Here is a 19,595-nt window from a genome sequence, read left to right as displayed (position 1 = left end):
AAGATTAGACCTATACTAATATTATTTCTCGTTGCACCATCGGCACACCATATCAGCCGAGAGTATCTTTCATTTCCATATTGAATTCATACACATCCTTCACTGACACAATTTTTCTGGAAACATTATTTATATCTTTTCCCTCCTTTGTCCACAGGAAAGGTACAAAGCTGTATGCGTAATCGGGATTGAGTGCCGCAACATCCTTTTCCCAGCCTTTCCAGCGCAACCCCTCATAAAAGTCGTTCATATCCGTTTCGAAACAAAATAGAAGGAACTGGCTATATCCGATCTCCATTGGCAGCCATCGCAACGAGTCGGGTGCAAAATAATACATGTTACCCGCGTCTTTCCCCAGAAAGCCCGCATTAATCGCATAAAATCCGCCAATAGCATCATCTGCCACGAGCAGATACGGTGCAGGTTCCCCGAATTCTTCAAATGTTTTGCCTTGATTCCAGTCCGGCAGGGTTCTCTTCATACGGTCGCTACCTGAGCCCAGGATTCGTATCCAACCATTGTCGATGAGCAGGCCGCCTGTTTCGTAAATGATTGCTCCCATCAGGGAACGTGTGGTGACTTGGGTATTTACCAGAGCATTTTCGGCTCGCTCGCGTTCGCAAGGTAGAATTTCCACCTTGTTTTTGGCCATACTTATCCATTCCTTGATAACAGGCCAACCCGGATCTTCCGTATTTACAAGCTCTTGTAGTGTACGCATAGGTACAGGTTTTAGAATAAGGTGCAAAATTAGTATAATTATAGATATATGCTAAATAATGTAGTGAGAATAATGTAAAAGCCAGCGTTAAATATGACATTTTGGAAAAGGAAGAGAGTTTCATCATGAATCCGGCCGCCAACAGTGAATAGTAAACAGCGGTTGAAGTAAAAGCTGATAATTCGAGTCCTCTTTCAAGTTGTTAAAATCTGACATATCTGACACTATTTACAGTAAACAGTTAGCAGTAAACAGTAAGCAACCCGTAACTGTTAAAAGGTAACAAAAGTAACAGGAATCAATGTGCTAATTGGCTAATATGCCGATGTGCCAATGGCGCGAAGCGACAAAACGTGTAACTCATAACTGCCCGCAGGGCACAGTAACTCGTAACTAATTTTACAGTTATCAGTTAACAACTCGTATCTTGTATCTCGTCTACTTGTATCTCTTTAAAAAAAGGTAACAAAGGTAACACATGTATCAGTTAGCAGTTAACAATTAGAAGCCCTTTATACTTACTACTCAATACTTACTACTTCTTAAAAGGTAACAAAAGTAACAGTTTTTTAGCCTTTGTGCCCTTTGTGACTCCCTTCGTGTACTTAGTGGTTAAAACTCTTTGCCACAAGGGACACAAAGATTTACACAAAGAACACTATATATTCAGTTAACAGTCAACAGCATTTCCCGCAGAGACGCTAAGGCGCAAAAGGTAACAACCAACTGCCACGGGAATATAGCCTATGTAAAAGTTACCCCTTTTTAATTTTTAAATCTAAACCTTTCTGATATTTCAAAGAACGTTTTCATTGCCCAATTCGCTAATTGACACATTAAAATGATATAGATAATTATTTTCCGTTTTGTTGATGAATTTACCCACTTCAAATGTCATGGAGCTAGAAAGATTAATCTCCTCAGTCAGACATTCATATTTTTAATTAATTATTATATTTGACATCAATTTCTAATCGCATAATATAAGACTTATATGCTGATACAATTCCTCTTTGTTCTCACAGCCATTATTATCGGAGCCCGTATACAAGGCATCGGATTAGGAGTAATGGGAGGATTAGGGCTTGCAGTCCTTGTCTTTGGTTTCGGACTGGAGCCGACCTCGCCACCCATAGATGTCATGTTGATGATAGTTGCCGTTATTGCGGCGGCAGGTTGTATGCAGGCCGCAGGAGGACTCGATCTGATGGTGTCGATGGCAGAGAAACTCTTGCGGAAGCATCCGCAACGTATTACATTGCTAAGCCCGATAGTCACTTATCTGTTTACCTTTGTTGCCGGAACAGGGCATGTCGCTTATTCCGTATTACCTGTAATAGCCGAGGTTGCCCGTGAGACAAAGATACGTCCCGAGCGGCCGCTCGGCATCGCTGTAATTGCATCCCAGCAGGCTATAACTGCCAGTCCTATCTCGGCGGCCACAGTAGCATTGCTAAGTATGCTGGCAGGGTATGATATTTCCCTGCTTGACATCTTAATGATAAGTATACCATCGACCCTGATCGGAGTATTACTGGGCGCTTTGTTCAGTATGCGTGTAGGAAAGGAATTGCACGAAGATCCTGAATATCTCCGGCGGGTAGAGGATGGTATGTTTGCTAAAAGCACCTCAAAGGAGAAAATAGATTATAAGTTGAAGAGTAAAGCGGGATTGTCTGTCCTTATATTTATTCTGGCAACTGTCTTTATCATCCTGCTTGGATCGGTGGAAAGTTTGCGTAAAATAGGAGGTAATACTTTGAATATGCCCATTATTATAGAAATATTGATGCTATCTGCCGCCGCCCTTATCCTGCTTACCACAAATACAAACGGGATAAAAGCTGCACAGGGTTCTGTCTTTATTGCCGGAATGCAGGCCGTAGTTGCCATATTCGGAATCGCCTGGATGGGGGACACTTTTATCAATGGGAATATGGAGCAGTTACGCGCTTCCATCGAAGGAGTCGTGACTTCAATGCCCTGGATATTCGGAATCGCTTTGTTTGTAATGTCTATTCTGCTATATAGTCAGGCCGCTACTGTACGGGCGCTGATGCCTCTGGGGATTGCATTGGGAATATCTCCGTGGATGCTGATAGCTCTTTTCCCTACTGTAAACGGATATTTTTTCCTGCCGAACTATCCTACTGTTGTAGCGGCTATTAATTTCGACCGTACGGGAACTACCCGTATCGGTAAATGGGTTTTGAACCATTCCTTTATGTTGCCCGGACTGGTTGCGACTATCGGAGCCGTGTGTACGGGCTTATTGATGATTATGCTATTGGGAAAATAATACGCTATCCTGTCTGTTATTCAATAGTAAAGGTGCTGAGTACAGCCCTGTGATCGGATGGATACTTATTAAACTTTATATTGCTCAAAGGACTTTCTTCTCCTACAATCTGAGAATTCTCCAGTTTGATATTGTCCCCTGAGAAGAATACAAAATCGATACGGTCCAGGACTTCTGTATATGCTTTTGTCTCAGGCAGAGTTGTCCATGTATGTCCGGGATCTTTGACTTCATCCGGATATTTCTCCCGATAAGAATCTTTTAGTCCGGCATCTATAAAGGCTTTCGTCGATGGCCATGCGACAGCTGTCTTACACAGCTTTGCTTCTACAGCCTTGTCTGTCCAGTCCAGACAGGATGGTTCGTTAAAATCTCCTGTTAAGAATACCGGATACCCTTCTTTCTGAACAGTCAGAATATCTGCTATATTAGATTTAACCTCTTTTTCGCGGGAGTTTTTCGCAGATTCAATTGCTTCAGCTTCTGTGGAAAGAAACGGAGCTCCACAATATTCGATTCCGTTCAGCTGGTATGGTTCGTATGGGCAATGTATCAGATGCACATTGAACATCCACACAAAATGGCTGTCATCTATCTTTATTTTTACTCCTTGCTTATTCTCCGATGTGTCTACAATGGGGTATTTACTAATGATGGCTGTACTTCTTCCATATACATAAGAATGCCAGTTCAGACTGTCTGCTATCTGTTTTGCCGTATTCTGGTCTTTACGCGTGGCTTCCTGTATGCCTATAATATCTGCTCCGCTGTTTACCAGCACATCAGCGGTGGCTTCGATGGATTTACCGCCCCCCATCCATATATTAAAGCTCATTACGTTCAGAAATACAGGTTCGGAACTTTGCTTGTTGCGGCAAGATGCTGTTGTTACAAGCAGGATAAACGATAATAAAATAAATCCGGATATGTTTTTCATATTATATTGGGACTATATGTTTTTTTGAGGATACAAGATACATCTTTACTTGGATACTACAAAATAAGAAATGATTGAAAACTATTTCGTATTTTTGTTCCCTCTAAAAGTTTTAAGGTCACAGACCTATTTATTATTTTGGTAAATGAAGCAACAATAGTAAATTATGATTCAAAAATGTATCATTAACTCTATCTGTTACTAAATGATTAATTATGGAAATTGCAAGTAAATACAATCCTGCAGAAGTAGAAGACAAGTGGTATAAATACTGGTTGGAAAACAGGTTCTTTCATTCCGAACCCGATAGTCGTGAACCTTATACGATTGTTATCCCTCCGCCTAATGTCACCGGTGTGCTGCATATGGGGCACATGCTGAACAATACTATTCAGGATATACTTGTACGCCGTGCCCGCATGATGGGTAAGAACGCCTGCTGGGTGCCGGGAACCGACCATGCTTCCATTGCAACTGAAGCAAAGGTGGTGGCAAAACTTGCGTCCGAAGGTGTAAGTAAATATGATCTTACACGTGACGAATTCCTGAAACATGCATGGGATTGGACTCACAAACACGGTGGGATCATCCTGGAACAGCTAAAGAAACTGGGAGCGTCGTGCGACTGGGATCGTACGTGTTTCACTATGGATGAAAAACGGTCGGAAAGTGTAATAAAAGTATTTGTAGACTTATATAATAAAGAACTTATCTACAGAGCTAGAAAGATCGTTAATTGGGATCCAAAAGCTCAAACTACTCTTTCAGATGAAGAAGTAATATATAAAGAAGAACATAGTAAGTTATATTATCTGAAATATAAAATACAATTTGATAGTGAAGATAAATATATTGTTGTTGCGACTACCCGGCCTGAGACTATATTGGGAGATACTGCGGTCTGTGTAAACCCTAATGATCCACGATATAATCATCTAAAAGGTAAGCAAGTGCTTGTGCCTCTAATAAATAGACCTATTGATATAATAATGGATGATTATGTCGATATGGAATTCGGTACAGGATGTTTAAAAGTAACTCCGGCACATGATGAAAACGATTATGAATTAGGACAAAAGTATAAACTGAATATAATTGATATATTTGAAGATGATGGAACTATTAGAGACTATTATAGTTTTGACCCTTCTGTACCAGAAGTCGTAAAATCGTATGTGGGCATGGATCGTTTCGATGTTCGCAAGAAAATTGAGAAAGATTTAGAAGAGGCTGGTTTACTTGAAAAAGTTGAGGACTACACTAATAAAGTAGGTTATTCGGAACGTACTGATGTTGTTATAGAGCCTAAACTTTCAACACAATGGTTCCTAAAAATGGAGCATTTAGCAAAACCTGCTTTGGAAGCCGTAGAAAACGATACTATTAGATTTCATCCAGCTAAGTTTAAAAATACTTACCGTCACTGGATGGAAAACATCAGAGACTGGAATATTAGTCGTCAATTGTGGTGGGGGCATCGTATCCCAGCATGGTATTTTCCATTAACAATTAGTTATACCAACAATAAAGTAACAAAAAGGTTTGAAAATGTTTCAATTCCAACTATAAATAAATTTGAGTTTGTTGTTGCTGAAAATATTGAGGAAGCAAATGAAAAAATAAAAGAGCGGTATATAGAACTTGGTTATCCGGAAGAATTGATTCCATTCGTTTTAAATAATATTGTTCACCAGGAATCTGATTGCCTCGATACATGGTTTTCTTCATGGTTGTGGCCGATATCTGTTTTCGATGGAATAAACCATCCTGAAAATGAGGATATAAAATATTATTATCCGACTAATGACTTGGTGACAGGGCCGGATATCATATTTTTTTGGGTAGCCCGCATGATTATGTCCGGATATGAATATCGTAATAAGGCTTGTTTCGAAAACGTTTATTTTACAGGGATTGTACGCGATAAAGAGGGGCGTAAGATGTCGAAACAATTAGGTAACTCTCCTGATCCGCTCGATCTGATTTCGAAATACGGAGCAGACGGCGTGCGCATGGGATTGCTGCTCACTGCTCCGGCAGGAAATGATATTCCGTTCGATGAGGCTCTTTGTGAACAGGGGCGCAACTTCAATAATAAGATATGGAATGCTTTCCGTCTGATAAAAGGCTGGGAAGTGGATAAGAATATTGAACAACCCGAATCGGCCAAAATAGCGATAGAATGGTTTAAGAATATATTGGCTAAAACGATTGCAGAGCTCGACGATTCTTTCGGTAAGTATCGTTTGTCGGAAGCTCTGATGGCTGTCTACAAACTATTCTGGGATGAATTCTCTTCGTGGTATCTGGAAATGGTGAAGCCTGCTTACCAGCAACCGATAGACGCTGGGACGTACGAGGCTACACTTGGCTTTTTCGACTCTTTGCTTCGTCTGCTTCATCCGTTTATGCCGTTTATAACAGAAGAATTGTGGCAAGCGTTGGCCGAAAGGAAAGAAGGCGAGAGTATTATGGTTTCCGATATGCCGAAAGAATCTTCATCTGATAACGGATTGCTCGAAGCCTTCGAAAAAGTAAAAGAAACCATTGCCGGAGTGCGTACCATCCGCCTGCAAAAGAATATACCAAATAAAGAGGAATTATCGCTTGAGGTTATCGGTGAATACAATACTGCTTTCGATAGTGTTATTTCCAAGATGGGAAATCTTACTTCAATAAAGACTGTAAGTGAAAAAGATGTTACGGCGGTATCTTTCTTAGTTGGTACAACCGAATTCTCCGTACCTCTGGGTAATAATATTGATGTAGAAGCCGAATTGAAGAAACTGAACGAAGAGCTCGTTTATCTCGAAGGATTCCTTAAATCGGTAGCGAATAAACTCGGCAACGAAAAGTTTGTTGCTAACGCCAAGCCTGAAATTGTAGAAAACGAGCGCAAGAAACAGGCAGATGCGGAGAGTAAGATAAAAACGATAAAGGAAAGTATTGCTAATCTTAGCAGGTAATTTCCCTAATCACCTGAAAAATAACATAGAGGAGCTGCATTTGTAGCAGTTCCTTTCTTTTTAACCCAAAAAGATAAATAATATGGCTCGTATTTTATACTTCCCTTACCAATGGTTAATATTTGTTCCATTGCTGATTTTGGCTACTATCTGGTGTACGCTGACGATTATAATAGGGTCTGTCATCGGCAATAACAAATTCTGGGGATATTACCCCGGAGTGATCTGGGGTAGGTTTGTATGTATGGCCGCATTATTAAGAATCAAAATTAACCGGAATGAGAATCTCGATAAAAATCAGTCGTACGTCTTTGTAGCCAATCATCAAAGCGCGTTCGATATTTTCCTGATATACGGTTATTTGGGGCATAATTTCAAATGGTTGATGAAGCAAAGCCTGAAAAAGATGCCTTTAGTAGGTTTTGCCTCCGATAAAGCCGGCCATGTCTTTGTAGACTCCACCACCCGCAAGGGAATAGTGGATACGATGCGAAAAACAAAAGAGACGCTCAAAGATGGTATGTCTACTGTTGTTTTTCCGGAAGGCCACCGCTCTCCGGACGGGAAGATGGCTGAATTTAAGAAAGGCGCCTTCCAGACGGCGCTTAGCCTTAAACTGCCGATAGTTCCGCTTACTATCGATGGAGCTTATAAGGTATTGCCTATCCATTCGTGGATAATGAATCCTGTGAAAATAACGCTTACTTTCCACGACCCGATAGAAACCGCTGATCTCAAATCGGACGACTTGCCGGAGTTGATAGATAAGGTACATGCGATTGTAGGATCGTCGTTACCTAAGGGAAGTAAATGAAGTATGGCTTTTTAAGAGCCGGATATATTATCAAGACTTGTAATAATGGATGAAATATTGATTCGTCCCATAGAGGAAAAAGATAACAAGGAACTTGCCGCTTTAATCAGAGCTGTGTTTGAAGAATTTGGCTCTGAAAAAGTAGGTACGGTATATAGTGATCCGGAAACAGACACTCTTTTCCGGTATTTTTCCAAAGCAGGAGCCGAATACTGGGTTGCAGAAGAAAATGGGTCACTTATAGGGGGGTGCGGTATATATCCAACGAAAGGATTACCTGACGGATGCGCCGAGTTAGTCAAGCTTTATTTATCACCTTCAGCCAGAGGAAAAGGTCTGGGGCTCCGGTTGTTTGATAAATCAGTAAAGAGTGCTATTAAACTGGGTTATAAACAACTATACCTCGAATCGTTTCCTGAGTTTTCCAAAGCTGTGTCCATGTACGAGTCTTTCGGTTTTAAACAGTTGGATCATCCTCTTGGCAACTCCGGACATTATGCCTGTACTATTTATATGATTAAAGACCTCTGAATATCACCGTTATGCTCAATAAGATAAAGTCGTATATGATGCCTATAGCTATGATTACAGGGATTGTATTGCATCGGTATATGGGGGGATTATCTTTTCTTACTCCTTACCTTATTGTAGTAATGCTGCTTATTACTTATTGCAATATTTCTTTCAGGGATATTCAGTTCACACGCCTTCATCTTTGGCTGATACTGATACAGGTTGCCGGCAGTATCGCCGTTTATTTACTCCTGTTACCCGTACACCCGATAATCGCGCAGGGAGCGATGATTTGCGTTCTTGCTCCTACAGCTACATCGGCCCCTGTCATTACAGGGATGTTGGGCGGCAATGTAGCCAGCCTGACCGCATACAGCCTGCTTAGTAATATGACAATAGTTGTTGTCGCCCCTCTTATATTTGCATTTACCGGGGAAGTAAATGCTACGTCTTTCGCCGATTCGTTATGGGTTGTCTTTCAGAAAGTATTCATATTGTTGTTCCTGCCGTTCTTTGGAGCTCTCCTTCTGCAAAAGTTTTTGCCAAGAGTACATTATGAGATACAGAAAGCGAAAAGCCTTTCTTTCTACATCTGGTCTGTTGCACTGGTAATTATCACAGGAAAAACCGTTCAGTTTATTTTAGATCAGGAAAGTCCGAATTATGTTGTAGAAGTAGGTATCGCGTTAGCAGCTTTGGCCGTTTGTATTTCTCAGTTCTTAACCGGACGTAAGCTGGGCCGCGTCTATGATGATACTGTTGCCGGAGGACAAGGACTCGGACAAAAAAATACCATCCTTGCTATCTGGATGGCGCAAACATATTTGAATCCTATTTCATCGATTGGTCCCGGGGCGTATGTACTTTGGCAAAATGTAGTAAATTCTTTTCAGGTATGGAAAAACCGGAAGAGTTTGTAATAGGTTTAATTTACGCTGGCCTTAGGTTGTACAAAGATATCTGATGGCACCAGCACCATATTTTTCAGATATTCAAATTCCAGTTCAAAACATTCGCTGAATATTTCATCAGCAAACGCATCTTCAAGTTGTTTTATAGTCCAGAATTTTCCATTCATTTTTCCATTTTTCTTTATTAAGTCTTCGTCATCGATATTTGCTGTGAATAAAAATATAAGACGTCTTGTGTCTTCATTCTCAAAGACATATTTCAGCAGGAATTTAATGGAAAAATCTATCTCATCACCTACCATTTTGCGGATACTGTTGCGTGCAGCCAAATTGATCTCATGGTTGAAAAGCATGTATTTTTCGAAGGGATAGTCAAGTTTTCCCGGATTTAATATATCATTCAGAGGCCTTTCCTGTAAATACACTTTAGATTTTGAAATCAATGCTACTCTGACCACAGGATGTAAGAATTTGTTTTTCATGTTTATGGATACATTCTTTGCAATCTTACCTGTAACTTCACCCTTCTCTGTAACGATCGGGATCCATTCCTCTATCCTTAATTTGGCTACCAGATTGCTGATTTTGAGAACCTGATAGACCCCTATTGATAGAATGATAAGAATTGGCAATATAGAGAAGATTATAATTTCGGAGATATGGACGTTCTGGCTATTGACAGTGAACTGGCGATACAGCATTATGCCGAAAATATGGAGAGTGAGTCCATACTGTATCAATGTAGCCGTTTCGTAAAATTCATTTAACAGGGCCTTTTGAATCAGGTTCTTCTGGCGGAAAAAGTGAGCGGCCATATATGTCTTACTAGCCCTGAGCAGCATGAAAAGACAGATTATGATAACTTCACAAATGACAACATACGTATTAGGCTTTTCTACGTACGGATGAATGATAAGCCATATAATAAGGCTGATAAGGATGGAAATACCTGAAATATAGAATGTCGCACTAAAAGCCCGGCTTTTATAATACATCCGGAAGAACAATTCTCCAAAAACAGCCAGGGCAAGCCCTGCACATAATGCAAATTGTTCCATTACGTTCATTGTATGTAAAATGATGAACAGGATGAACGGGAAGAGTCCTATTACAGGATTTGAAGCGTGCTTTCTTAAACCTTTACTTAACATTTTTATTAATTCTATTATCCGAGAATGGTTATGTGAGTTTGTTTTTTCAAGTAATAGTGCTTTAAATACAATAAAGCAGGTTCATTAGGCGTAGTCTCGTCACAATTTATTATTCTCTTTAGTATTTAAACAAACTATGTGAAATTTTGTTTGATAAAATCCCTTAATTGTTCTTGAAGAAATTGCATTAAATCATTTTTCATATTCTTTAAATGTGAAAAATTTATTTATGGCAAATTGTATCGCAGCAACAATGAGAATAGCAAATACTTTGGCCTGCATATCATCTATTTTCATAACACCGATGAATAAGGTGAGTAACATCGAACTAATGACCATACCCACTATCGCAATGGAGGCAAAAGACATGAAACGCTTCAATTTCTTATCTGTAACCTTGAATGTGAAATAACTGTTGAGAATGAAATTGTTTATAACGGCCAGAGTCTGACTTATTATATTGGATATGAGTATGTCAAGCATGCCTATGGACATATTTCCTTTCAGCAATGAACTTATCGTTGCCGAAAACGGATAATGCACGGAAAACTTATTTACCAACAGGTAAAATATTCCCATATCTATTATTAATCCTACAACACCGACCAGACCATATTTGATTAATTGTCTGACGGCTTTTCGTTTAGCCAGTCCGGTTAACTGCTCCTTCATGTGTGCTTTTAAGTTTGTCTGAATACGCTAATTCTTCTTTTCTATTTTGAAGAAGAGTATTTCGTTTTTGTTTTCGTTCATTTTATCGCTCGATTCGAGCAGAGTGAATTCATACTCTTTATATTGTTCTTTTATTCTCTCTATATCGAGTTCTAAGGCGATAAAGTAGCCAGAGTCGGGTTTTTCTTTTTCTATATTCTTAAACCTGTTGTGCATCGAGAAATTAAGAGAATACAGATTTCTGTAGCTCTTCAGGTAATTAGTTACATATACGTTGTCATTAAGGTCATACTTCTTCGCAAGGAGTTCGGCAAACGGGCGGGTAGAATACGCATCTTTGTAGCCCGGTAGCAAATATGAGTCCATAAATATATTTATTGCCAACATGAGTCCGAATCCGGCCATCAGTATTTTCAGATTCATCTTTTTTCTCAACAGATAGAAACTGTTTACTATGGCGGCAAGCAGTATAGTTATCCCTAACAGACCAAGCCATCCCGGATACCGGAATAACGTGAAAAATACATGAATGTCCCGCAAGGTCCTTTCTCTTTTCGACAGGGATTGCGCCATATCTTCGGTTATTATACCCATATATGCTAATATTACCACCAATAATGCCAGTATACCTACAGACAACAATATTGAGGTAGATATACGCACTGCCATTGGTTTGGCATCTGTAAGAAAGATAAAGAAACGGGCAATAAAGATGGCAATAAACGGATAAGTGAGCATAATATATGTACTCCGCTTTGAGGCAGGAACCGTAAAAAAGATTATGGTTACGGCCGTTACAAGCAGACTGAACAGAAGTACCTTATCCATGGATATAATTTGGGAAATGAAGGATTTTATTGTCCCTGATGGTTTTTTATACCGGATAAAGAATAAGGAAATTGCCAGCAATATAGTCCACGGAAGAAATCCTCCTATAAGAGAAACAGGATAATAATACCATGGATTTTCCACTCCCAGTTCATAGTCTATATCAAGACTTGAAGAATCGAGACGCAGAAAACGTCCGAAATTCTCGGCAAAAACTTTATCCAGAAATGCGTCTCCCTGAATCTGGTATGCTGCATAGTACCAAATGAGCGGGACTATGAGAGCCGAGGCTAATATGGCAAGGCATTTCAGTGCGGATTTAAAGAAGTTTTCCCGCCGGGTGAGTAAGAATATTCCGAAAATAAGACAGGGAAGGAGGGCTCCTACAGGTCCTTTAGCTAAAGTAGCCAGACTAAGAAAGGCCCAGGCTGATAGAAGCAATCCGAACCGTCGTTTTTCATGCCATGTATATAATTGAATCAGTGCGGCAACCATCAGGAATGTGAGCAACATGTCTATCCGTGTAGTCATAGCCGCCCGATGTATTTCGAAACAGGTAATTATTATCAGGCAGGATATGAAGGCTTCCAATACAGGACGGCGGCGGGCAAAAAACATGAAACAAATGCCTATCATGGCAATAAATGCAATCGCTGAAGGCAGGCGAGAAGTGAATGGTGTAACTTCTCCTTTGTTTATGGCAAGGGAAAAAGCGGAAATGAGCCAATGATTCAACGGGGGCTTGTATGCGAATTCATCGGCATAGCTGGAAGGGATGATCCATTCTCCCTTTTCGATCATAGATATGGCTAATGCCGCCTCGCGAGGCTCTCCCTTAGTATAGAATTCCCCAAGTCCAATCCACGGTAATGTAGATAATGTAGCAATGAGGAGAATAAGTAGAAGAGGTTTTTGCAAGTATAGTGTTTGCAGAAAATGGGATTTCTTCATATACCTATAGTTCGTTTTTTTCTTTGCAAAGATAAGTTTTTATTCTTTTGGTAGCCATAATTCACAATTAAATATAAACAGAGCTTCTATAGCTCCCTGGAATATCGGAAAAATAGGGTGCACAAACCGGGAAATGGTATATTCTGACGAGGGGAATACTTTAAAATGTTTTAAAACAAGAACGATTCTCGCGACGATACAAAATAAATAAGTATTTTTGATCTCATATTATATTGACAATATGAATGACAGAATAAAATTATCGGTCTTAGGTTTTTCGTTCAATCAGACACAATCGGGGGCATACGGATTGGTTCTGGCGGAAGAGGATGGCATACGCCGGCTGATGATTGTAGTGGGCACTCCTGAAGCTCAGTCTATAGCGTTCAAATTGCAAGGCTCATATCCTCCGAGACCTCTTACCCATGATTTATTTCGTTCGTTACTTCATCAATTTGGTATCATTCTACGTGAAGTGGAAATATATAAATATGAAAATGGTGTTTTTTTCTCCCGTATGATATTAAGCCAGGGAGATAAAAATATTCAGATAGAGTCCAGGACTTCCGATGCAGTGGGAATTGCATTGAGAACGAAGTCCCCTATATTTACAACAGAGGCTATTATGCAGGAACAGGCGATCGTCTTTGATGAAAATTCTATTCAGGATGCAACTACTCCCGAAGATGAAAGGGATCATCTGGCCCTGGATTATTCTCTTCTTAATCAGGATGAACTGGAGACTCTATTGAAAGATGCAATTGAAGGCGAAGATTACGAATTAGCTTCTTTACTGAGAGATGAATTGAAACGAAAAGGCAAAAAATAATATCGCAATGCGTCTTTTATAATGCACTGTCCCGTTGAACCTAATCTATTCATTTCCTAATGGAAATACCTCAATCATACCAACATAGTGTTTATTGAGAAATACTTCAATAAATAATCTTATAAATAACAGGTGACTTTCAAAGCAGATATTATCTATTGTAAGTATTTCGCAAAAAATAATTAGCTTTGTGAGACTAATATTTTTAAATGAAAGACTTATGAGATATTATATAAGTTTATTATTGTTCTTCTTTATCGGGGCAAATTACGGAACAGCCCAAACAACAGTAAAAATGAGCGCTGTGAAAGCGAATAACTATGGTGTTGCTTATTCACTGCCCAAAACATCACTGGTAATTACTGTCGGTTATACAAAAAAGACGCGTAAAGCCGGAGAATTTTTTCAGTATGCCGAGCGCTATCTGAGCATCTCCAATCCTATAACAGAAGACGTGGTATCTTACACATTAGATAAAATAGACGCAACAACAAAAGGTGTGGTGGATAAAGATAAATCATATCTGGTAGAATTCAGATCAAACACGACTGCTCCGTTTGTAACACTCACAAAAGATGGCCTGATATGCGCTATCAACGATGATTATACATTTCCAAAAGAAGAAACTAAAGGAGATGCTCCCGCAGTCTCAGCAACTCTTCCAAATCCGCGCAGTTTCTTGTCCGAAGAAATATTAAGGGCCGGCTCTACAGCAAAGCAGGCAGAACTGATAGCCAAACAAATTTACCGGTTGCGCGAAAGCCGTAACAATATTCTGACCGGAGATGCCGATAATATGCCGCCTGATGGCAATGCCTATAAACTGGTGATGACTCAGCTGGAAGAGCAGGAAAAAGCGCTGACAGCCATGTTTGCCGGGACAGAGACGGTGGAAGCGGCAACAAAGGAGTTTGTTGTAATCCCTGATGAAAAAAATATAGATAACCGTATTATCTTCCGTTTTTCTTCCAAGCTGGGTATTGTGGGTGCCGACGACCTTTCGGGTTCTCCTGTGGCCCTGACGCTAAAGAATAAAGAGCCAAGGGAAGTACAGGTGCTTACCCCTAAAGAAGAGAAAGATATGGAAAAGAAATTCTCGGCAGGGATAATTTATAACATTCCGGGAAAAGCCGGTTTGCAGATATCATATAACGGGCGAAACTATGTACAGAAGGATTGCGACATTGTACAATATGGCGGGCAGGATGTACTCGTGCCAAAGATGTTTGATAACAATAAATTACCGATAAAGGTTGTCTTCTACCCTGATATGGGAGCGATAAAACAGATCATTCAATAAGCAAATTTAAATATTAGCCGATTAGCAAATACATACAAAAATGTCGGCTTTGTCTGCTTCTTACGAAAGTTACGAGTTGCAAAGTTCTGTTGACTGTTAACTGCTAACTGAAATACATGGCTTTAGAAATAGAACGGAAATTTTTAGTCAAGGGCGACTTTAAACAACATGCCTATGCACATGAGGAGATCGTGCAGGGCTACCTGTCTTCTGTTCCCGAACGTACCGTCCGCATCCGTATAAAAGGAGATAAGGCGTATATTACGATTAAGAGTGCAGGGGATGAGTCGGGTATGTCCCGTTACGAATGGGAGAAAGAAATACCCGGAGAGGAAGCCCGTGAATTGATAAAACTATGCGAACCGGGCATTATAGATAAAGTGCGCTATTATATTAGGAATGGGATTCGTAAATTTGAGGTGGATGAATTCCATGGTGAAAATGAAGGGCTTATAATGGCCGAGATAGAACTGGGCGATAAAGAAGAAGAATTTGACAGGCCTGACTGGTTGGGAACCGAAGTGACAGGAGACAGCCGTTACTATAATTCATCTTTGGTAAAATATCCTTATAGGGAATGGACGAATGAATGACGAATGAAAAATTAAGAATAAGGAAATAGTGTATTAGCATCTGATATACCAGCAAGTTAAAAACTTATTACCTATTACTCATTACTTACTACTTATGTAAAATATGATCGATACCGAAGTAAAAGTACATGACAACTTTTCATTAGAGTTTAAGATTGGCTTTATTACCAATAAAAATACTAAGGATGTGAATGATTTCAAGATCAACACGTGGTTGTTTTTGCCCAATAGTCTCGATATCAATCGTTCTACCTATAAGAAAAGTGACTTTTACAGGGATGTAAAGAATAATATCCGCCTTATTACACCCATATATTCTCTGGCCGAAATACTTAAAGCGGGGCGGGGGCCTTTACCGCGTTTACAGAAAGCACTGGACGATTTGGCTGTGAATCCTGCCGATGAGATAAGGTCGGAGAGTTTTGTCTATCAGGTGAAGATGTTTGTTTGTATTCTTAAAAGCGCGCTGCGCCGCCACGTACAGATAATAAAGAATACGGCAACAGATGAAAAAATAGCTTTGCATGTCGAAAATTATATACGCGATATCAGGGATATAGCATTGCAATACCGTGAAATGTGGGATGAATTGACTAAACCCGATATTACTCAGCAACAGAGGGAATTCTTCCTCTATGGAGATGACTTCCTTGGGAATATCACCGAGCAATACACATTCCAGATCATGAGATTTCTGGAAGGCCGGCCTGTATATACACGTTTGAAGCCCGAATTACACCGATTGGTGGAAGACGAAATCGCTCATCGTAAAAAGCGTGGATTCAGGTTGTTGGATAAGGACGACGAAAAACATAACAGTCTTGTTATTTCCCAGCGTAATATCTTGAAGAAACTTGTAGAAAGCGACCTGTTTCTGCAAATAGTGCGGAAAAAGGACGGATTACTGGCCGAACAGTTTTATTATAGTATAGCAGCAGGTATAGCCATGGTGTTTGCCACTGTCGTGTCCTTTTTTGCTACGTTACGGTTTGGTAATTTTACCACCGACTTGTTTATTATACTGGTCTTCAGTTATATGTTCAAAGACCGGATAAAAGATATGATGCGCTATTATTTTTCATCCAAACTGGGCAAAAAGTATTTCGATACCAAATTGAAGCTGAGTATCCGTAAACAGGAAATAGGATGGATAAAAGAGGCTTTCGATTATATAGAAGAGAACAAGTTGCCGGAAGCGGTTCGTAATTTAAGGGCCCGCTCACCGCTGGTGGAGGCCGAAAACCAATTCTATGACGAAAAAATCGTACTTTATCGTAAATGGGTAAGCCTGTCGAGGGAAGATATAGAGAAGTATAAAGAATACCGCTTATCGGGAATCAATGACATCACCCGTTTCAATCTGATGAACTTTACTCAGAAAATGGATAATCCTTCGATTCCGCTTTATATGTCCGATGAGGAGAAAGGTTTCGTGACACTGGAGGGCAATAAAATATATTCACTGTACTTTATAGTGCAATGCATATCCGATAAAGACGAATACTACAGAAAATACCGTGTGTTATTCAACCGCAATGGGATTGCAGATGTAAGCGAACTCGATTAGATAAAGTTTAAAGGCAGATTCCTGCGTTTCTTTTTCTTATTATTCTGAACATAAGCATATACCGCAACACTGGCTACGGCAGCTACTAAAGTTACGGCTAATACTTTTTTTGTCATATCGTTAATTTTATATCAAATATATATTAGTATATTATAGTAAAGGTAATAACAAAATCGGAATATAGGCGTATAGAAAACAAGAATATTTGAGATATAAAGACAGTCTCTTTATCCAGGCCTGAATTTCAACTTAAAGCCATTCTCTGCCACATAGACACCCAACAGGATAAATACGGAGCCAAACAACGCGACGATAGTGATATGTTCGTCTATAACAATTGCCGATGTGAGCAACGTGACAAGTGGAACGAAATAGATATAATTGGATGTTTGCACTACCCCCAGTTCCTTCACTGCGCTGTTCCATGCAATGAAACACAACAGTGAGGCTATTAATCCGAGAAAGATGAGGTTTGATGCTATTACGGGATTGATGAGCAAAGAGGGTGTGAATGTAGCCGAATCCATCAGGGAAAAAGGCAACATGGTTATGATTCCGTAAAAGAAAACTTTCCGGGTGATAAACAGAGTGGAGTATCTTCCGTTCAATTGTTTGAGTATAATGCCATAGAAAGCCCATGACAAAGCGGCTAACACAGTCAGCATATCGCCAAGCGGATTGATCTGTAAAATAAAACTACCATTGAAAACAACTAAAGCCATCCCCACAAGAGCGACCAGAGATCCGGTAATAAGGCGTGGTCTCAATGGTTCTTTTTTATAGAAAAGGAATGTCAGCAAGGCTGTAAAAATAGGAGAAGTACATACTATCAGTGAAACATTGGACGCCAGTGTTATTCCTAAAGCTGTATTTTCGAATACAAAATATAATGCGCCTCCTGTCAGTCCGGCCGCAGCGCACAACAACTCATCTTTCTTGCTGTTTGCAAAAAGAGTGCGGGGACAGAAAAACCATATTCCTATATAAGCCAGGACAAAGCGGTAGAGGAATATTTCAACAGGAGAAAGGCCATATCCGATCAGTATTTTTGTGGATACAAATGTTGTTCCCCATACTATCACCGTGAAGATGGCGATAATATGATACCAATATTTTTTACGTGTAATCATAATGTGCTTGGAATATGGCTACAAAAATAATGGATATGGCCCGTTTTATAGTATAATAGTCCAATAAATTTAACAAAAATCTACAGTTCCGTAAATCCCTTCAAGTGCAGCATCAACCAGTTCGCATACCATCACATTCTCTTCAGGGAATCCCAATATATGCCTGATCCCATATGCGGATGTAGGTTTAAATCCAAACCGGTGATAATATGCAGGATCACCACAAAGGAAAACGGATTTATAACCCATCTCACGGGCAAGCCTGAATCCTTCACGAATTAATGCAGAGCCGATTCCCAAATTCCTGTATTCGAGAAGGATGGAAATGGGTGCAATGAGAAGGGCTTCCGTTTTGCTGTTGTTGGCTCTGGTTACATATGTTTTTGTGAACATGATTTGTCCGGCTATCTTATTATTCACTTCTGCAACCAAATCCATCTCAGGAATATAATTGTCTCCTTGTCTTAATTCTTGAGCGAAGTCCTGTTCGTCACCGTCCTTTACTTTTGCTGTTTCAAATGCTGTCTTAATCAGCTTGTATACTTCGGGTTGTTCTTCCTCTGTAATTTTTCTTATTTTCAGATCATTCATATTGCTGCTTTTTACTGAATCAAGTTTCCACCATAGGCTACTTTTATTTTTTTGGTAATTTACGAAGCCACATTTTTGCAATATCCTGTGTGATGCGATATTACCTTTTTCTGTCTCTGCTGTTACGGATTTCACTCCCGGTTGACTTAATGCCCATTCGCACATGGCCTGTACGGCTTCGGTCATGTAACCCTTATTGCGGTAACGGGTATTTGTACCATATCCTATCTCAATACATTTATTTCCCGTCGGCGAATTTTTAAAATTGGCACTGGCGATAGCTTTATTCTCCGATTTTAATATGATTTGCCTGTTGGTAAGCCAGATAAAGTTATCTGGGTCAGACAACGCTTTTTGGTACTGATACTCCATTGCCTGTTGGGTGTGTTTATCCAGGCACTCTCCGGACGGTATCAGTCCCATTTCTGTTTCCATTCTGTCTACTCCGATCAAGAGCAGACGGAATTGCTCTGCCGTTAGCGGAACAATTCTCAATCGTGCTGTTTCTATAACCATTATTTACCTGAATTTTAGTACGATATAGAATGCATAGTTGCGGAAACCTTTGTATTTTTTATATAAATTGATTTCTGCCAGCTGGCTATTTATAAACTGTTTCGCTTCTTGGCTATTATTTTGCTGCTTCAGGAATGGACTTACCCGTTTTATTCCTTTTTCCGTTGTTTTTGTTTCTTTACTCATGATAATTGATGCTTTTAGTTTATGCATATCGTGGTATGAGGGTACGACAACCTTCATAGATGATAGTAACAAAATGTTTTTAATAAAATGCAAAAAAGTAAATCACCCGAAAAATGAAGT

General features: G+C 39.7%; 17 protein-coding genes. 9 read left to right on the top strand and 8 right to left on the bottom strand.

The window, feature by feature from the left end; genetic code table 11:
- Positions 1-52 precede the first annotated feature (52 nt).
- Positions 53-721, bottom strand: coding sequence for a DUF2625 domain-containing protein (locus tag B3317_RS07065; protein WP_291110048.1), 669 nt, complete (start codon positions 719-721; stop codon positions 53-55).
- A 994-nt stretch (positions 722-1,715) separates the two neighbouring features.
- On the opposite strand from B3317_RS07065, the gene B3317_RS07060 reads away from it, so the two are divergent.
- Positions 1,716-3,020: an anaerobic C4-dicarboxylate transporter gene (locus B3317_RS07060; protein WP_291110047.1), complete on the top strand. Its 1,305-nt coding sequence runs from the start codon at positions 1,716-1,718 to the stop codon at positions 3,018-3,020.
- A gap of 16 nt (positions 3,021-3,036) precedes the next feature.
- Here the strand turns inward: B3317_RS07060 and B3317_RS07055 are convergent, their stop codons facing one another.
- On the bottom strand, positions 3,037-3,957 hold the full coding sequence (locus B3317_RS07055; RefSeq protein WP_291110045.1) for an endonuclease/exonuclease/phosphatase family protein: 921 nt from the start codon (positions 3,955-3,957) through the stop codon (positions 3,037-3,039).
- Positions 3,958-4,172: 215 nt separating this feature from the next.
- On the opposite strand from B3317_RS07055, the gene B3317_RS07050 reads away from it, so the two are divergent.
- The 4 genes from B3317_RS07050 to B3317_RS07035 all read left to right on the top strand — a co-directional run bounded on the left by B3317_RS07050 (position 4,173) and on the right by B3317_RS07035 (position 9,170).
- Positions 4,173-6,923: a valine--tRNA ligase gene (locus B3317_RS07050; protein ID WP_291110043.1), complete on the top strand. Its 2,751-nt coding sequence runs from the start codon at positions 4,173-4,175 to the stop codon at positions 6,921-6,923.
- 82 nt (positions 6,924-7,005) lie between these two features.
- Positions 7,006-7,737: a lysophospholipid acyltransferase family protein gene (locus tag B3317_RS07045; RefSeq protein ID WP_291110041.1), complete on the top strand. Its 732-nt coding sequence runs from the start codon at positions 7,006-7,008 to the stop codon at positions 7,735-7,737.
- Positions 7,738-7,782: 45 nt separating this feature from the next.
- On the top strand, positions 7,783-8,268 hold the full coding sequence (locus tag B3317_RS07040; protein WP_291110038.1) for a GNAT family N-acetyltransferase: 486 nt from the start codon (positions 7,783-7,785) through the stop codon (positions 8,266-8,268).
- Between the two features lie 11 nt (positions 8,269-8,279).
- On the top strand, positions 8,280-9,170 hold the full coding sequence (locus tag B3317_RS07035) for a bile acid:sodium symporter family protein (RefSeq protein WP_291110036.1): 891 nt from the start codon (positions 8,280-8,282) through the stop codon (positions 9,168-9,170).
- Positions 9,171-9,175: 5 nt separating this feature from the next.
- Here the strand turns inward: B3317_RS07035 and B3317_RS07030 are convergent, their stop codons facing one another.
- The 3 genes from B3317_RS07030 to B3317_RS07020 all read right to left on the bottom strand — a co-directional run bounded on the left by B3317_RS07030 (position 9,176) and on the right by B3317_RS07020 (position 12,763).
- Positions 9,176-10,312 (bottom strand): hypothetical protein, encoded by a 1,137-nt coding sequence (locus tag B3317_RS07030; RefSeq protein WP_291110034.1) that lies wholly within the window; start codon positions 10,310-10,312, stop codon positions 9,176-9,178.
- Between the two features lie 192 nt (positions 10,313-10,504).
- The gene (locus tag B3317_RS07025) at positions 10,505-10,984 is read right to left on the bottom strand and encodes a GtrA family protein (RefSeq protein WP_291110032.1); all 480 of its coding nucleotides are present in this window, start codon (positions 10,982-10,984) and stop codon (positions 10,505-10,507) included.
- A gap of 27 nt (positions 10,985-11,011) precedes the next feature.
- Positions 11,012-12,763 carry an ArnT family glycosyltransferase gene (locus B3317_RS07020; protein WP_291110029.1) on the bottom strand — a complete coding sequence of 584 codons (1,752 nt, stop codon included), beginning with the start codon at positions 12,761-12,763 and terminating at the stop codon, positions 11,012-11,014.
- Between the two features lie 241 nt (positions 12,764-13,004).
- On the opposite strand from B3317_RS07020, the gene B3317_RS07015 reads away from it, so the two are divergent.
- The 4 genes from B3317_RS07015 to B3317_RS07000 all read left to right on the top strand — a co-directional run bounded on the left by B3317_RS07015 (position 13,005) and on the right by B3317_RS07000 (position 17,052).
- Positions 13,005-13,592, top strand: coding sequence for a bifunctional nuclease family protein (locus B3317_RS07015; RefSeq protein WP_291110027.1), 588 nt, complete (start codon positions 13,005-13,007; stop codon positions 13,590-13,592).
- Positions 13,593-13,812: 220 nt separating this feature from the next.
- Entirely contained in the window at positions 13,813-14,892 is a 1,080-nt protein-coding gene (locus B3317_RS07010) for a DUF4831 family protein (protein WP_291110024.1), read from the top strand.
- Positions 14,893-15,008: 116 nt separating this feature from the next.
- Positions 15,009-15,485 carry a CYTH domain-containing protein gene (locus tag B3317_RS07005; RefSeq protein ID WP_291110023.1) on the top strand — a complete coding sequence of 159 codons (477 nt, stop codon included), beginning with the start codon at positions 15,009-15,011 and terminating at the stop codon, positions 15,483-15,485.
- A gap of 103 nt (positions 15,486-15,588) precedes the next feature.
- Positions 15,589-17,052: a hypothetical protein gene (locus B3317_RS07000; protein ID WP_291110021.1), complete on the top strand. Its 1,464-nt coding sequence runs from the start codon at positions 15,589-15,591 to the stop codon at positions 17,050-17,052.
- Between the two features lie 227 nt (positions 17,053-17,279).
- Here B3317_RS07000 and B3317_RS06995 read toward each other — a convergent pair whose 3' ends face one another.
- The 3 genes from B3317_RS06995 to B3317_RS06985 form a co-directional block, all read right to left on the bottom strand.
- Positions 17,280-18,182: a DMT family transporter gene (locus tag B3317_RS06995; RefSeq protein ID WP_291110019.1), complete on the bottom strand. Its 903-nt coding sequence runs from the start codon at positions 18,180-18,182 to the stop codon at positions 17,280-17,282.
- Between the two features lie 69 nt (positions 18,183-18,251).
- Positions 18,252-19,289 (bottom strand): GNAT family N-acetyltransferase, encoded by a 1,038-nt coding sequence (locus B3317_RS06990; protein ID WP_291110017.1) that lies wholly within the window; start codon positions 19,287-19,289, stop codon positions 18,252-18,254.
- Between the two features lie 3 nt (positions 19,290-19,292).
- Positions 19,293-19,475, bottom strand: a complete 183-nt coding sequence (locus B3317_RS06985; protein ID WP_291110014.1) for a hypothetical protein — start codon at positions 19,473-19,475, stop codon at positions 19,293-19,295.
- Positions 19,476-19,595 lie beyond the last annotated feature (120 nt).

The organism is Dysgonomonas sp. UBA7710, from assembly GCF_002482385.1.
Lineage (GTDB): Bacteria > Bacteroidota > Bacteroidia > Bacteroidales > Dysgonomonadaceae > Dysgonomonas.
Note: the sequence above shows the minus strand (reverse complement) of the source record. Positions and strands in the feature narration are given on the sequence as shown.